Source organism: Pedobacter ghigonis, assembly GCF_903166585.1.
GTDB classification, from domain to species: Bacteria; Bacteroidota; Bacteroidia; order Sphingobacteriales; family Sphingobacteriaceae; genus Pedobacter; species Pedobacter ghigonis.
Genome location: NZ_CAESCM010000017.1, coordinates 39,996 through 55,994, shown reverse-complemented (window position 1 = coordinate 55,994; position 15,999 = coordinate 39,996). Strand labels below are relative to the sequence as shown.

Annotated in this window: 15 protein-coding genes and 1 tRNA gene; 3 read left to right on the top strand and 13 right to left on the bottom strand. The window is 38.4% G+C overall.

Features of this window, described 5'->3' with window-relative positions; genetic code table 11:
- Positions 1 to 55: 55 nt before the first annotated feature.
- The gene (locus HWV58_RS20795; protein WP_175635932.1) at positions 56 to 544 is read right to left on the bottom strand and encodes an acyl-CoA thioesterase; all 489 of its coding nucleotides are present in this window, start codon (positions 542 to 544) and stop codon (positions 56 to 58) included.
- Positions 545 to 613: 69 nt separating this feature from the next.
- Here HWV58_RS20795 and HWV58_RS20790 point away from each other — a divergent pair, with 69 nt between their 5' ends.
- Both HWV58_RS20790 and HWV58_RS20785 read left to right on the top strand, forming a co-directional pair.
- A complete protein-coding gene (locus HWV58_RS20790) occupies positions 614 to 1,048 on the top strand; it encodes an Hsp20/alpha crystallin family protein (protein WP_175635931.1) in 435 nt (144 codons plus the stop codon).
- A gap of 187 nt (positions 1,049 to 1,235) precedes the next feature.
- Positions 1,236 to 2,552 carry a nicotinamide mononucleotide adenylyltransferase gene (locus HWV58_RS20785; protein ID WP_175635930.1) on the top strand — a complete coding sequence of 439 codons (1,317 nt, stop codon included), beginning with the start codon at positions 1,236 to 1,238 and terminating at the stop codon, positions 2,550 to 2,552.
- A 128-nt stretch (positions 2,553 to 2,680) separates the two neighbouring features.
- Here HWV58_RS20785 and HWV58_RS20780 read toward each other — a convergent pair whose 3' ends face one another.
- The 9 genes from HWV58_RS20780 to HWV58_RS20740 all read right to left on the bottom strand — a co-directional run bounded on the left by HWV58_RS20780 (position 2,681) and on the right by HWV58_RS20740 (position 11,237).
- Complete coding sequence (locus tag HWV58_RS20780; RefSeq protein WP_175635929.1) at positions 2,681 to 3,379, bottom strand: LytR/AlgR family response regulator transcription factor; 699 nt, start codon at positions 3,377 to 3,379, stop codon at positions 2,681 to 2,683.
- On the bottom strand, positions 3,376 to 4,419 hold the full coding sequence (locus HWV58_RS20775; protein WP_175635928.1) for a sensor histidine kinase: 1,044 nt from the start codon (positions 4,417 to 4,419) through the stop codon (positions 3,376 to 3,378). Before HWV58_RS20775 ends, HWV58_RS20780 begins: the two co-directional genes overlap by 4 nt.
- Positions 4,420 to 4,549: 130 nt before the next feature.
- Complete coding sequence (locus HWV58_RS20770) at positions 4,550 to 5,773, bottom strand: ABC transporter permease (protein ID WP_175635927.1); 1,224 nt, start codon at positions 5,771 to 5,773, stop codon at positions 4,550 to 4,552.
- An 11-nt stretch (positions 5,774 to 5,784) separates the two neighbouring features.
- A complete protein-coding gene (locus HWV58_RS20765) occupies positions 5,785 to 6,531 on the bottom strand; it encodes an ABC transporter ATP-binding protein (RefSeq protein ID WP_317174807.1) in 747 nt (248 codons plus the stop codon).
- Positions 6,531 to 7,724 (bottom strand): efflux RND transporter periplasmic adaptor subunit, encoded by a 1,194-nt coding sequence (locus tag HWV58_RS20760; RefSeq protein ID WP_175635926.1) that lies wholly within the window; start codon positions 7,722 to 7,724, stop codon positions 6,531 to 6,533. Before HWV58_RS20760 ends, HWV58_RS20765 begins: the two co-directional genes overlap by 1 nt.
- 45 nt (positions 7,725 to 7,769) lie before the next feature.
- Positions 7,770 to 9,065 carry a TolC family protein gene (locus HWV58_RS20755; RefSeq protein WP_175635925.1) on the bottom strand — a complete coding sequence of 432 codons (1,296 nt, stop codon included), beginning with the start codon at positions 9,063 to 9,065 and terminating at the stop codon, positions 7,770 to 7,772.
- 311 nt (positions 9,066 to 9,376) lie between these two features.
- Positions 9,377 to 10,399, bottom strand: a complete 1,023-nt coding sequence (locus tag HWV58_RS20750) for a S66 peptidase family protein (protein ID WP_175635924.1) — start codon at positions 10,397 to 10,399, stop codon at positions 9,377 to 9,379.
- A gap of 595 nt (positions 10,400 to 10,994) precedes the next feature.
- Positions 10,995 to 11,065, bottom strand: a tRNA-Met gene (locus HWV58_RS20745).
- 10 nt (positions 11,066 to 11,075) lie between these two features.
- A complete protein-coding gene (locus HWV58_RS20740) occupies positions 11,076 to 11,237 on the bottom strand; it encodes a hypothetical protein (protein WP_175635923.1) in 162 nt (53 codons plus the stop codon).
- 338 nt (positions 11,238 to 11,575) lie between these two features.
- On the opposite strand from HWV58_RS20740, the gene HWV58_RS20735 reads away from it, so the two are divergent.
- Positions 11,576 to 12,874 carry a DEAD/DEAH box helicase gene (locus tag HWV58_RS20735; protein ID WP_175635922.1) on the top strand — a complete coding sequence of 433 codons (1,299 nt, stop codon included), beginning with the start codon at positions 11,576 to 11,578 and terminating at the stop codon, positions 12,872 to 12,874.
- A gap of 149 nt (positions 12,875 to 13,023) precedes the next feature.
- On the opposite strand, the gene HWV58_RS20730 is transcribed toward HWV58_RS20735, so the two are convergent.
- The 3 genes from HWV58_RS20730 to HWV58_RS20720 form a co-directional block, all read right to left on the bottom strand.
- On the bottom strand, positions 13,024 to 14,340 hold the full coding sequence (locus HWV58_RS20730) for an OmpA family protein (protein WP_175635921.1): 1,317 nt from the start codon (positions 14,338 to 14,340) through the stop codon (positions 13,024 to 13,026).
- Between the two features lie 239 nt (positions 14,341 to 14,579).
- Positions 14,580 to 15,242 (bottom strand): YdeI/OmpD-associated family protein, encoded by a 663-nt coding sequence (locus tag HWV58_RS20725; RefSeq protein WP_175635920.1) that lies wholly within the window; start codon positions 15,240 to 15,242, stop codon positions 14,580 to 14,582.
- Between the two features lie 199 nt (positions 15,243 to 15,441).
- Positions 15,442 to 15,972 carry an RNA methyltransferase gene (locus tag HWV58_RS20720; RefSeq protein WP_175635919.1) on the bottom strand — a complete coding sequence of 177 codons (531 nt, stop codon included), beginning with the start codon at positions 15,970 to 15,972 and terminating at the stop codon, positions 15,442 to 15,444.
- Positions 15,973 to 15,999: the final 27 nt, after the last annotated feature.

Below are 15,999 nucleotides of genomic sequence, written 5' to 3'. Positions count from 1 at the left end.
TACAAAAAAGAGTTGTCATTTCGAGCGGAGTACTGTGCTCGAAATGACAACTCTTTCAGGAGGTTAATTGTTCAAAACTCAGCATTTTCTGTTTTTCTGCATCTGGTATTGCTGTTGGCCGTTTGGTGGCATAATCGATTGCAATACAAACAGTTTTTCCCCTGCTGCAAATAATCTCTTCATTTCCTTTCAATTTTACGATCTGGTATTCGAGATCGAAACTGGTGTCACCAATTCTTGATGTTTTAACATGAATGGCGATTTTATCGTGCTGTAAAATGGGTAAAATGTAATCCAGTTCGGCATGGGCAATTACAATCCCGGTTTGTTTCCAGTTCCATTTAATAATTTCTTCCCAATACTGGCTTCTGGCAATTTCGAGATAGGTGAAATACACGGAATTATTCACGTGTCCCATCATATCGAAGTCGATAAAGCGCAAAGGTACATCCGTTTTATAGTTGAATTTGTCTGAAAAACCGCTTAAAACTGACGTTTTGTCTTTTGTTTTGTTTTGTTTTTGCCAAAATGTCTTAAAAATCATAAAAAAATGGTTTGGTATGTAAGTTGAATAAGGTGTATTATCAAATTAAAAAAATAAAAAATTAGAGATATGACACTTGTAAATTTTAACAACAGAACCCGTAACACAGCTCCTTACTTTAACAATGTTTTTGATTCATTGTTTAGCGATGCGATAACTAAAAACAAAGCGGTTGATAAATCGCCAAATGTAAATATTCACGAAAGTGAAACTGCTTATGTGATTGAATTGGCTGCACCAGGTTTAAAGAAAGAAGATTTTCAAATCAATTTAAAAAAAGATACGCTTTCTGTTTGGGCAGAAGTTAAAAAAGACGAAACCCAGGTAGCTAAAGATTTTACCCGTAAAGAGTTTGATTACAGCTCATTTGCAAGATCATTCAATTTACCAGATACTGCCGATGGCGATAAAATTACTGCCGAATATAAAGATGGTATTTTAAGTATCAACATCAGCAAAAAAGACGATGCTAAATTACAACACAAAGAAATTGTAGTATCGTAATCAAAATATTCTCGAAAGAGGGTTTTTCATAATAGTTTAAGTTTAGGTTTTATAAGGTTAATGCTGGATGGCATTAACCTTATTTTTTAGCGCTATTGGGAGCCCATCTGAGAATTTCGGTATTTAGATTGATTTTAAGTTACAGACTTAAAATTAGCTTAATCTCAAAATTTTGTACTTTTGCGCCATGGAGAGAGAAATTCTGGATACGAAGCGTAAAGCACTTAAAATAAACCTTGACCCTCGTATTTATGGCACTTTTGCCGAAATAGGTGCAGGTCAGGAAGTTTCGCGGAACTTTTTTAATGCCGGTGCAGCATCTGGAACGGTGGCTAAAACCATGTCGGCTTACGATATGACCTTTAGTGATGCCATTTACGGAGCCGAGGCTAATGGCCGTTATGTTAGTCAGAACAGGCTTTTACAAATGCTCGATCATGAATTTGGTTTATTAACCGAACGTTTATCGGGCGAAAAATACGAAAGCCGTACTTTTTTTGCTTTTGCCGACACGGTAACAACCTTAAATTATAAACGTACTAACGAGCCGCATGGTTGGGTTGGTATTTGTTTCCAGAATGAGCCGGGAGGTTTACCAAACGAGATTTTTTTCCACGTTCGTTTACTCGATACAGATGTAAACATGCAACAACGTGTTTTGGGTATTATCGGAGTGAATCTGGTTTATGCCGCCTTTTACCATTGTCAGGACCCTAAGTTAATGGTCGAATCGCTGGCTGATAACTTAACAATTGATTCGGTAGAAATCGATTTAATTTCCGTTAAAGGACCTGCATTTGAAGGTGTCGACAATATTTTGCTTAATCTGTACATGATTATGAAAGATTTCTCGGCAGCAGCAATTTTTGATGCAGATGCACATCCACGTCAGGCAAAAGATCTCTTGTACAAGAAGGATATCATGATTTTAAGGACCAAATACGGTCAGAAATCTTTGCCTAACTTTAGTTTGTTCAACAAAGCAACCGATCAGTTTAAGCGTACCAATAAAGTAGAAGAAGGTAATCTTGCGGTAATGATTGAGGTTTTATTAACCAATGTATTAACCGATGCACACGAAACCCCTGATGATATTGACCTGGTTGCCGTAGCTAAACGTACGCAGGAAATGTGCGATACCGGAAACATTGTTATCGTATCGAACTTTACCCGCCATAACCGGTTGGCCAAGTATCTGGCACGTTGTAAACCGAAAAGTGTAGGTTTAGCCACCAACATCAATAACTTAAAATTTGTATTTAATTCGTCGAATTTTAAAGGCGATAATTACTCGGGGCAGTTATTAAGCTATGTAAACGATATGTTTAATACCAATGTACGTTTATTTGCTTACCCGTTCTTAGATAAAAAGACCAATCAGGTAATTAATACCACCAATATGCCGGTTACACCAGATGCTAAACCTTTGTTTGATTTCTTGCTGGTTAACGGTTATATTACTGATATAGAGGATTATGCCGAAAACGAAGTGAAAACCGTTTAGCAAGATCAATAAGATTTAACTTTTACAGAAGCATCAATTAAAGCTTAACAGGAGCCTTAATTGATGCTTTTTGTTTTTTGGATGCGTGATTGTGATTGTCAGATTTTTTAATAATCGGGAACACTCAATTATTTAAGTAGCTTTTCGATAGCCTGTTTATAGCTTTCGCTTACAGGTATTTCTTTTTCGCCGATAAATACTGCATTTTTACGGATTGAGGTAACCTTATCGGTATTTATAACGAAAGATTTGTGTATTCTTTCAAAGTTTTGCGGCAATTGTTCTTCCATGCTTTTCATACTCATGCGTACAACAGCCGCTCTGGGATTGGTATCTAAATGAATCTGGATGTAATCTTTAAGGCCCTCGATGTAAGTAATCTCACTAAAGTTAATCTTCATCAGGCTGTAGCCAACATTTACAAACATATAATCTTGCCTGGCCTGGTTGTTTTGCCCGGCTGCCTGCATGAGTCCGAAGAGGTCTTTGGCTTTATTGCAGGCTTTCATAAAACGGTCAAGCGAAACCGGTTTCATCAGGTAATCTACCACATCCAAAGCAAAACCATCAAGTGCATACTGTTTGTAAGCGGTAACAATAATCACCATGGGTTTTTTAACCAGGCTTTGAATAAACTGTAAGCCGGTTATCCCTGGCATTTGAATATCAATAAAAATAAGATCGATAGCTTGTTCCTGCATAATTTTGTTGGCTGCAAAAGCATCATCGCAACTGGCCACCAGTTGTAAAAAAGGTATCCGGCTAATGTTATCAGCCAGTAATTGCAGGGCTAAAGGCTCATCATCAATGGCTAAACACTTTATCATGTGGTTAATTTTAGCGTTAAACTTACATTATACCAGTTATTTGTTTTATCAATGTTTAGCTGGTGCTGGTTTTTGTATAGTAAATTTAATCTTCGGGTTACATTTGGCAGGCCAATTCCCGAAGAAGGATCTTTAATTTCATTTTTCTCCGGATTAAACTTGTTTTTAACTTCAAACGTTAAAATATCATCTTCTGTTTTTAAATTAATTAAAATCTGCGGGTTTTCAATCATGCCAACCCCATGTTTAAAGGCATTTTCGATAAAGGGAATAAGGAGCATGGGTTCAATCTCATCAAAATCACTTTCAATATCGATATGGGTTTCGATATCTACTTTTTTGCCAAAACGCTGTTTTTGCAGGTCGATGTAAGCCTGCAGGTATTCAGTTTCTGTTTTGAGCGATACTTTTTCCTCGTCAGTTTCGTACAGCATATATTGCATTAAACCTGATAGCTTAATTACTGTAGGCTCAAGCTCATCGCTTTTTAGACGTACGAGTGCCACAATATTATTTAAAACATTGAAAATAAAATGCGGACTAATCTGCGAACGTAAAAAGGAAAGCTCTGTTTTCATGTTTTCCTGCTCGCGCTGTAAAGTTCTTTTCTCTTCCAAAATCCGGTCGGCAATCATGGTAAAAGCTGTACTTGCTGCCATGGTTAATAAAAAAGTAGGTGTATTAAACCACAGGGTTCGGCCAAGGTTGAAACTGAAATCGGGCAGGAGGATTTTAAAGAGGATGGCATGGATAACAATAGCCAGAAGCAGGCTACAAATAAAACCTAAAGCATAAAGAATGTATTTTTTTGGGTAGAAGAATTTTGGAATCAGCACAAAGCTGTTGAGGTAAAAAATAGCGATCCAGTAAAAATAGCTGATGAAATTGAGCCTTAAAAACTGGAGTTCCTGAAATCTGGTCAACTGATGAGGCGGGCGGCTCCTGTTTAAATTGATGATGTAAGGGAGGGTAATTAAAACTACCCATACCAAAATATGCAGGGTTACTTTTATCCACTTTTTCGAAAAATTGATCGTCATTATTTTTTGTTTCGCACTTTGCATAGCTAAGTTATTATTTATTCCGTTTTTCCTGCTTTGTGGCGCTCAATTAATTTCAATACGGGTAATGATATATAAAGAGTTTCGGCATCTGAAAATTTCCAGATACTTACTCATATCTTAAGGCATCGATTGGATCGAGACTGGATGCTTTTTTAGCCGGATAATAGCCGAAAAATACACCTGTTACTGCGCAAACCACAAAAGAAATAACAATGGATGACTCAGAAATTAAAATGGGCCAGTTTAAGAAATAGGAGATAAGGTAGGCTGAGCTAACGCCTAAAAACACCCCGATAATTCCGCCTGTTATGCTGATTAAAACTGCCTCAATTAAAAATTGCATCAAAACATCGCGTCCACGTGCACCTATCGACATGCGCAAGCCAATTTCCCTTGTGCGTTCGGTTACCGAAACATACATGATATTCATGATCCCAATACCACCTATAAAAAGTGAAATGCCGGCAATTGCTGTTAGTAGTACTGTTAACATGCTGCTGGTTGAGCTAATGGTACTAATGAGTTCGACCTGAGTACGTACCTGAAAATCATCGCTTTCTGCAGTGGTTAGGCGATGACTTTCGCGGATGGCGTTACTGATTTCGGTAGTGGCTGCATCGCTGCTGGCTTCGGTTGTTGCAGATGCGTAAATGCTTTGGAGGTAATTGGTAGCTGTAATTCTTTTTTGAACAGTGGTATATGGAGCCAAAATAATATCATCCTGATCCTGGCCAAAATTACTCTGTCCTTTTGGTTCCAAAATGCCAATTACCTGAAAAGGGATGTTCTTAAAACGGATAATCTGGCCGATTGGGTTGCTGCCATCGGGAAATAAGTTACTGATAACGGTTTGACCCAATAAACAAACCTTGGCAAAACTTTTTACATCGTTTTCTGAGAAAAGAATGCCATCCTTTAATTTTAGCTGGCGGATATTCAGATAATCGGGGCTAACCCCCTGTATACTTGTAGGCCAGTTGTATGAGCCTTTAATGGCCTGTCCGCTCGTAGAAACCACTGGCGATAAACCATTAATATTATTCGATCTTAGTTTTTGAATGGCTGTAACATCTTCCAGTTTAAGTGTTTGAATACTGCTTCCCTGTAATCTTACACCTCCAGGTTCGTTGCTTTGTGGCATAATGGTAATCATGTTCGATCCCATACCTGACAATGAAGATCTGATACTCTGTTTCGAGCCCTCGCCAATAGCCATCATGGCTATAACCGCTGCAACACCGATAATAATACCTAGCATGGTTAAAAATGCACGCAGTTTATTTCTTTTTAGTGCCTTGAAAGCTATTTTCAATAAATTTAAAATGCCCATGTCTTTATTAATTAGTAATCGTCTGTTTCGGGCAAACTGGCCAATGCCTCTTTTGCCGAACGCTGATTGGTGTTAATGCTGTCTTTCTGAATTTTTCCATCGCGCAGCATAATGGTACGGGTACTAAAAGCCGCGATATCGGGCTCGTGGGTTACAAAAACGATTGTTTTTCCTTCCGCATTTAGCTCCTGCATCAGGGCCATAATTTCATACGAAGTTCTGGTATCTAAATTTCCTGTCGCCTCATCAGCTAAAATCATTACCGGATGGTTTACCAATGCCCTGGCAATGGCTACACGCTGTTGCTGCCCACCCGAAAGCTGACTTGGTGTATGATCAAAACGTTCGGCTAGCTTTACCGATTCGAGCGATTTTATGGCCCTTTCTTTCCGTTCTTCTGCGCTAATTGTTTTGTTGTAAAACAGGGGTAGCTCTACATTTTCCAGAGCTGATGTTCTGGGTAAAAGATTGTAAGCCTGAAAAACAAAACCGATTTTGGTGTTTCTTAACCCTGCCAGTTCATCTTTATCCAGACTTTTCACATCAACACCATCCAGGTGATAAATGCCATCACTAGGTTTATCCAAACAACCTAAAATATTTAAAAGTGTGGTTTTGCCAGAACCGCTGCTTCCCATAATGGTTACAAACTCACCGGCCTTAATATCGAAAGTAATTCCTTTCAGTGCCCGTACCGTTTGATCGCCCATTACAAACTCGCGTTTCAGATCGTGTATATCTAATATCTTCTTTTCCATTATTTCCTGTTGTTTCTTCCCGGGCGTTTTGGCATAAAAGGACTGGCCTGACTTTGGCCGGCTGCTGCTGCTTTGCCCATGGTTTGTGCTCCATTAATCACGCTATCGTTTGCCGCTAATCCCGATAAGACCTCAACATGGGTATTGTCGTTAATACCGGTTTTTATTTTTTTCTGAACAAGTTCTTTCGGCCCTTTTTCAACCCAAACATACGCTTCGTTAGCACCAGCTGGTTTTCTGTCAGGATTAATCCAGGTCATTTGGTATTTGCCTGCCAATGTCGAATCGGGAGTATATTTAATTGCTTTTGCCGATATCAGCATTGCATTATTAACTTCTTTGGTGAAGATGGTTATATTAGCTGTCATGCCCGGTTTTAACTTGTTATCATTATTTGCGGTTTTAATAATGGTTTTATAGGTTACCACATTCGATGAAATGGATGGGCTTAATCTGATGTCCTGAATAGCACCGTTGAAAGTATCGTTCAAATAAGCATCAACTGTAAAAGTAGCACGTTCATCTTTGCTGATATTGCCCACATCTGCTTCATCAACCGATGCTTCTACCTGCATTTTAGTTAGGTCTTTAGCAATACTGAAAATAGTTGGCGTACTGAAACTTGCTGCAACAGTGGTACCTTCACTTACGCTTCTCGAAAGTACAGTTCCATCAATAGGCGAGTAAATGCTGGCCAGCGAAAGGTTCTTTTGAGCAGAAGCCAGCTGGGCCTTTATGCTATTTACAGATGCTTTTGCTGCGTTGTAAGTGTAAAGCGCATTGTCGTAATCAGCTTTGCTTACTGCCCCAACTTTATATAAGTTATTCTGACGGCCAAAATTTCCCTGCTGATAGATTAATGCACTTTGTGCGCTCACCAGGTTGGCCTGATACTGGTTTACTGTGGCTTCAAATAAGGTTTTATCCAACTCGGCCAATAATTGTCCTTTCTTAACCTTCGAGTTAAAATCGGCATACAAGGTTTTGATGGTTCCCGAAACCTGCGTACCAACTGCAACGGTATCAACCGGCTGCACTTTGCCGGTAGCAGTTACATTTTCTGATATGTAACCAACAGTGGGTTTTTCTGTTTGCAGTACAATTACCTCTTCTTTTTTACGTAAAGCAAAATACCAGATGGCCAATATAGCGAGGGCTAAGCCAGCGATTATGAATATTGTTTTCTTCTTCATGATTTAAATATTTAATTGACTAAGTAGTAGTCATCTTATTATTTTTTAGTTAGTTATCGGTATGCCTGTATAAAAGTTGTAGATTCGGGTATAAAGGTTAGCTGTGTATTTAGCCTGAACAAAAGCCTGCAAAGCCTGTACATACAAATTCTTTTGCTGCAGGTTTTCTACGATATTATTGGTGCCTTCTTTTAGCGCAGCATTCGAAATCCTCAGGGCTTCACCGGTGTAGTTAAACTGTTCTTGCGCAGCTGCATACTGGCTGTTAGCATTTTGAACATTAATGTAGGCACGTTCTACATTTTGTGTTAAAGTAGTTTTGGTATCTAAAAGTGATAAACGGGTCTGTTCAATACTGATATTGGCCTTTGCTACATTGGTTTTGGTCACCTTTCTGTCGAATATGGGAATAGATAAGGTTAAGCCTAAATTCTGATAGAAGCTGTTATTTAGCTGATAACCGTAGCCACCAATATTGTTATTGTTGTAGCCTGTGTAAAGTGAGCCGCCTAAACTTAAAGTAGGACGTAAGGTCGATTTTGCTTTTTCAAGATTGGTGGTTTGGAGTTGAATATTTAATTCGCCACTTTTTATTTCCGGGCGTGTACGCAAGGCTTTATCCTGTGCGGATGCCAGATTATCAAGAACCGGGGCTGTTTGAACAGTATCGGTTGTACTAACTTCGAAAGCATTTGCGGTTGGAATCTGTAAGAGTTGTTTTAGCGTTAAAATATTCTGCTGTAGTGTGTTCTGTGCGGTAACTAAAGTGTATTTGTCGTTAGCATAAGTAGCCTGAAGTTGCAACAAATCTTTTTTAGCTATAGTACCAAACTTTAGTTGCTGTTCGGCCTGTTTAACTTGTGCTTCGCTGGTGGATAACAAATCTTTTAAGTAAGTAATGTTTTCTCTTGCCAGCAAAATATTAAGGTAGGCCTGTGTTATAGAAATGGTAATATCATTTTTTGCGGCCTCTACAGAAAGGTTTGCAGTTTGCAGGCTGAGCTCTTTTGCTTTGATATCGTTTTTTAAATAACTTCCGTTATACAGGGTTATATCAGAGTTTAAACCGAAGCCACTGGTGTTTTGCAGACCGGATTTATAATTGGTAAGTGCCTGCGATACGTTGCCCGTTAAATTAGGTAGTACAGCCGATTTTGAAGCAATTAAATCCTGCTGGGCAGTTTGGCTGCTCAATTTAAGGGTATTGATGTTGATGTTCTTTTCTTTGGCATATTCAATGGCCGTTTTCAGATCCCATACTTTTGGAACCTCCTGCGCCTTTGCCAAAAAAGCTGAAACCGATAAAACGGTTATGATAATATATTGGATGTATCTGCTCATGGCGAATAAATTTTGTGTTGTTTTTCTAACTGTTAAACACAAAAATATATCCGCTTATGCCAGTAATTCTTTAATTGAGACCAATGCGAGAAATGTAGAGATGAAAAGGGTGAACTTTGAGATCACCCAAAGTAGCATATATTATTATGACGTAGCCTTGCCTGTTTTTTTTGACCAGTTTAGGTACCAAAGTGTTTAGATTTTTATTTAAGCGCACACTTAAATATTTAAAAGAAATGTATTTACCACCTGAGAGATATTAGATCCCTAAAGTTTTAGGGGCTCTCATGGTTAATGATGTAATCACATTTTTAAATGCATCTCAGCGTTGCACCACTTTCATTAACGATAAAGGTATGGTTAGCACCGCATTTTAACGCAAAATTATTGCGTTGGTGTCCAACCGGGAAATCGAAGGCAACAGGGTAGGTGTATTCCTTTACCTTTTCGAGAACAATATCGTAAATGGTTTTGCCAAATTCTTCGCCTGCATCCTCGGGTTTAACCTTAAAACCGCCTACAATGAGGCCTTTCAGGTTTTTGAGCTTGCCGCTACGTTTTAAATTCCATAACATTCTGTCGATACTGTAGAGGTATTCGCCGGTATCTTCAATAAATAGTATTTTATTTTTGGTGTCTAAATCAGAGTTGCTACCCGCCAGGGTTTCAATAATGCTTAGGTTTCCGCCGACTAAAATTCCATCGGTTTTTCCAAAACGATTATTACTATTTAAAGAGGCGGTATAACCCATTTGTTCGCCGGTTAAAGCATTCTTTATGGATAAAATGGTTTCAATCTGTATCGGTTCTGCTTTGGCCCAATCATCGGGGAAGCTATTGCACATTTTTGAATGAATAGAGGCAATGCCAAAATTTTTGGACAGGTGACAATGAATAACGGTTATGTCGCTAAAGCCAATAATCCATTTTGGGTTTCTTTTAAAGGCCGAAAAATCAAGCTGATCGATAATCCGTACAAAACCGTAACCACCTCGGGCGCACATAATGGCCTTAACATTTGGGTCATTCAACATTTGCTGAAAATTGGCTAACCTTTCTTCGTCTGTGCCACCGTAAGTAAAATCGCGCTTACCAATTGTATCGCCCACTTTGATGGTAAAGCCCCAGCTTTGCATTTGTAAAACCGATGGTTCAATCTGCTCCAAAGTAATGTATCCGGCAGGACTGGTGATTCCAATCGTATCCCCAGCTTTTAAATAAGGCGGTATTTTGAACGATGAACTTTCACTTTCGATGGTATTGGCTAAAGTTTTAAATGCCGGAAGTGCAGCGGTGGCTGCAATAAATGAAGAAAGGAAATGTTTTCTGTTCATCTAAAATAGGGTAGTGAAATTGGTATGGCTAAATATAGGATTTAAAATTCTGCCATAAAAGAAAAGGGATTTATATCCATAAATCCCCTTTTTAAACCAAACAAATTAATCTGTAAAAGATTAGTATAATGTGAATTATATAAATAACCACAAACGAAATAAAAAGTTTTAAGAATTTTAAAATAAGAGGCTCTTGTTATGCTGGTGGTTAATTTATTTCATAAAAATCAATATTAGTGACAGCCCCTTCGGAGTCGTCATTTCGAGCGAAGTGCAACGTAGTCGAGAACCACGCAGTGCTCAGCGAAGCTAAATCTATTTAAAGATCTCTCCCCGCCTGTACGGGCAGGCATTTCGCTGCGCTTCATCCGATAGCTATCGGATCGAGATGACTAATCTTCTATCGGGTCTGTGAATGGTAGTGAAGATAGGTCAGGGCTCACTCTATTGTTTAAGGATCATTATTCAGAATGACGTAAAAAAGTTAAGGCTACCCATCGCGGGTAGCCTTTGCTAACAACAAAACAAATATAAGATAACCAAATCTTAACTGACCTGAGCAGGATCAGTATAAAGTGCTATGAAATACACTTAGCGGCCTAGTAATGGATTCGAACCATCGTAAAAAGTTTATGAAACTCCAACCTTCCAATCGGTCAACTGGCCATGTAATAGGTTAAACAGGTTTTAAGGCTAAAAAATCTTTAAGTTCAGCAAGCTGTTCCTGTATAATTCTATCTTCATCTATGTTTTGCTGTGCATCCTGTTGCGCTGTTTTTAGCGGATAGGCTAAATTTGGATACTCATCAATAGCCGGAAACTGAAAATAGATTGACATTGTTTTTGCATTTAATTGTTTAACACCATATTTTAGTTAATGATTAATGTTCAGCAAATATAGAAATAAGTATATAATATCTATGGATTTAGTAGTATTTATTTTGAATTAATTTTTAATGTATTGATAGTTAGTTGATTAATTTTTTAGTTAATCCCGTTTACACAGCCTGAAACTACTGTTTACAATAAAAAAGCATAAAATACTACTAATACTCATCCATAATTATGCCCTTGTAATGCAGCTGTAGCTGTATATGTAGCATTCATTTGCAAAGCTTTTCTCTAAAAGCTAATTATTTTAAGGATATTTGCACTCAAATCATTAAAATAGTAATCGTGTCTTTAGATAAATTAAAACTTAGCAAACCACTTGTAGCGGCAATGACTGATGCCGGATTCTTAACTCCAAAAGAAATCCAGGCCAGAACAATGTCGAGAATTTTAGGTGGCCAGGATGTTATAGCAGTAGGGCCGGAAGGTTCGGGAAAAACAACAACCTATGTTTTAGCTACACTAATGAAATTGAAATATGCTTTTGAAGAAGCACCAAGGGCATTGATTTTAGTGCCGGATATTGAGCATGTAGATCATGTGCTGGAGCAGTTTAAATTATTGAACCGTAACAGTACTTTCAGGATTTTGGGAATAGATAGCCGTGGTGCTGTAGAAACACAAATGAACGAAATTACGGATGGTTGCGATATCATTGTGGCCGTACCTGATCGCGCCCGTGCATTGTATTTAAAACTGGCCCTAAATACCAATAAAATACAATTGTTCATTGTAGATAATGCCGAGTTGATTGTTAAAAAAGGTCTGCAGTTACCTGTTGTTGAACTGGCCAACAGTGCCTACAAATCTCAGCATGTAGTATTTACAGAGGTGTTACACGAGAAACTAAACCACATGATTGCTCCTTTCATGAAAGATTCGGCAGCAACAATTGAGGTAGATGAAATTGGCGAAAAGCAGGCTGAGGTTTACCAGCAGATGTTATATCAGGTACCTAATTTCAGAACAAAACTTAATCTGTTAACCTTGCTCTTAAATGATGAAGAGGTTTTCGATAAAGTAGTGGTCTTCGTCAACACACGTTTAACCGCCCAAACGGTTTATAAAAACTTTAACCATAGCAAAGAAGGCGAAATTTCGATTTATCGTTCTTTATTTTTTGATGATAAGGGCTATGATGATATTGAAGATTTTAAAGAAAATGCTGCGGCCAGGATTTTGATTGTGGCCAACGAAAACCTTGGCGAACTGGATATTCAGGGTATTCCTTTTATTTTACATTTAGAATTGCCTGAGCAAAAAGAAACCTTGATTCAGCGTATTGTTAAGCACGGCGATGAAGATGTGGTGGCCATTACCTTTTCAACAGATATCGAACTGATAGAAGTAAGAAAGATAGAGCAGGCCATTGGACAGAAATTAGAGCTAATGGAATTGCCTGAGGATTTAAAAGTTGTTGATGCAGCCAGCAAGCCCAAGAAAAAGAAAGGTGAGGAGGAGGCGGACAACAGTGAACGTGGTGCAGCTTTTCACGAGAAGAAAGCCAGCAACCTGAAGAACTACAATTATAGCGCAGGTACCAAAGCCAAAATGACTTATAAAAACAAAAAAGGATTGTCGTAAATACCGTTTTCGTTATGCTGAACTTGTTTCAGCATCTCTTAAAGTACTTTGAATAGGCCCTGAAATAAATTCAGGGTGACAGCAATTCGCAAACAAAAAGGCTCCTCAGGATTAATTCTGAGGAGCCTTTTTTATTAATTATTTATGTCTTAGTATAAAGTAAATTCTACACGACGGTTTTGTTGACGACCTGTTGCAGTTTTGTTAGTTGCAATTGGTTGGTCAGGTCCGTAACCTGTAGCTTCAATTCTTGAAGCATTTGCTCCTTGTGAAACTAAGTATGCTTTCACTGATTCGGCTCTTTCTTTTGATAAACGTAAGTTTAACTCTCTGCTACCAGTGTTATCGGTATGGCCAGCTAATTTTAAACTGAAGTTTTTCTCTACCAATAAGGCGGCTACACGGTTTAGCGTTGCAAAAGATTTAGAGCGGATGGTCGATTTACCTAAATCGAACTCTAAGTTAGAAATGGCATCTTTAACCACTTTACGGTCAGCTTCTGTTACCACAACTTTGGTTTCTTTAACTACTTCGCGTTGAACTTTAATCGGGCAACCTGAACCATCAACTACAGTTCCTGAAGCAGTTCCAGGGCATTTATCAAACTTGTTTGCTACACCGTCGTTATCATCATCACCCATATCTTTAGCATATTGTTCTCTATCGCGTTGCGCATTTTGCTCAGTAGTAGATAATGCTCTTCTTAATTCGGCACTTTCTTCAGCAGTTTGCTTGTTTAAGTTAGCCAATGAGCTGTAGTTTTGTAACTGAGGTTTCGATTTATCGCCGATCGCAAATTCCAAACCGGCATGTGCATAAGCAAAACGATCGTTTGTAGCACCATTAAAACCATCAAATTTAGCCGACTTAACGAAGTTAACATCGTAACCTAAATCTACATTGATCCCTTTAGCTACGCCTAATTTTAAACCTGCACCAACCGGTACAAACCAACCTTCTCTGTAATAACCTGCATCAACTGTATTCGGAGATGTTGTAGCACCTGATGACATATAACCTGCACCGGCTTTTAAATAAGGAGTTAAAATACCATTTTCCTGGTTAATGCTGATGTTAGCTACGTTCCATACTGCAGATAACGCACCCGACCATTGAATATTGGTTTTGTAACCTGTATTCGGGATAAAAGTACCTGTTCCTGTTGCAGCCCGTAGCTCTTCTACTTTACCCGCAAGGAAATCAGCCTGGATACCCAATTGTGGTAAAATTTGTTTTTTTACGTAACCACCGTAACCGATATGCTCAACGGGAGTTTCAAACTGATGATTGGAATTTCCGAAAATAGTTCTTGGGGTTAATAAACCACCGTGTACACCAACCGACCAGGTACGAAACTGGGTAGGAGAGAAACGGCCGGTAGCCGCAGGAGTTTCTTGTGCAAATAATTGTGATGATAATCCTAATAAGGCAATCAACATTGTTGATTTAGTAATTCTCGTATTCATGTTTTTCTATTTTGTAAATATTAGTGTCTTAACAGTTTTTATGTCGTACTGTTTTGCTGTGACTAAGAAAAAATCTTGCCAAAAGACACTTTTTTTGTACAAATAGCCTATTTATCAGAAGATTAGCGGCTAAAAAACATTTCACGAAAAAGTTACGCAACAAAAGGGATTAGCTTCTTTTTTGTATAGTATTCTATACAAAAAAGCAGTTTAGGAGGGAAATCGTTACTTCAGGAATTCTATTTATCTGATGGATTTTTCTTACGGTTCAACAGCATTTCAATGGTTTTTTCAAGTCTGCTGTGGCGTGTTTTTTCCTGTTTTGCGGTTAAAATCCAAAGCACATATTCCTTTTTGTGAGAATACGCCAGGGTATTGAAGTAAGTATAAGCGGCTGTATTTTTAGCCAGAAGCGCTTGCAAATCATCGGGTAGTTTAACCGTTTTATTTACCGGATCGATGTATTCGCCAAACTCGTTTGTTTTGATATGATCGTTTCGCATGCCCGAAGGCTTTACTTCAGTAATAAATTTTAAACGAATGGCAGTCCAAGTTTCGTTTACCGCTGCAGAAGCACAAGGTGTTAAACCAAAACTATTCAGTTCTTCCCAGCTTTTCATCAAATCCAGATCTGACGGTATTTTTGAAGTTTTTTTTGGGTAAAACACCCAGCATATCGTTTTTGCACCCATATGCCCGACGTTGTTTTTAATCTGGGAGTTTAACTGTATTTTGCTGGTTGTGAAAGTAATGAGCGCATCAAAATCAGCTGTATCCTGGTATTGCATCGTAATTTCAGCCGGAATATCCCCGAATATTGCAGCGGCATTTTCTGGAGCATCCACTATTTTAACTTTATAGTTCGCTTTGATCTGAAGTTTTTTTAAGAATGAATTTTCCATTTTTGTTTGTTTAAAACGGTCTGATGTCTAATTTGCTGCCGATAATCTTTCAGGCAAAATTTGCGTCCTTTGCATCTTTTCTCTGCGTCCTTTGCGGTTAAAAATAATCAGCGATCACAGAAACACAGTAAATCTAATTTGATTGTTTATGTTCCCTGTGTTTTGCGCTGTGGTCTTCGTGGTTAAAAAACAAGCAGTACTATAATCTCAATTTAGCGAAGAAATCCCAGAATACAATTCCTGCCGAAATCACAATATTAAACGAATGTTTAGTGCCGAATTGTGGAATTTCGATGCATTCATCAATTTTCGCCATTACCTCATCGCTCACACCATCAACCTCATTACCGAATATCAATGCATATTTTTTGCTGGGGTCTGGTTTAAAAGTGTTCAACATGGTACTGTTTTCGGCCTGCTCGATGGCCACTATTTCATAACCCAAATTGCGCAAGGCATCAACTGCTTGCACCGTATCGGTGTAATGAATCCAGTCTACCGATTGGGTGGCACCTAAAGCCGTTTTTTCAATTTCGCGGTGGGGTGGTTGGGCGGTAATGCCACAAAGTATAACTTTTTCGAGTGCAAAACCATCCGCTGTTCGGAATATCGAACCCACATTGTGCATGCTGCGCACGTTATCCAAAACCACTACAACAGGTAATTTTTCCTGTGCTTTAAACTCTTCAATATCCGGACGGTTTAACTCGTCTAATTTTAATTTTCTCATTTGTAAATTGATTCCACAGATTTATGG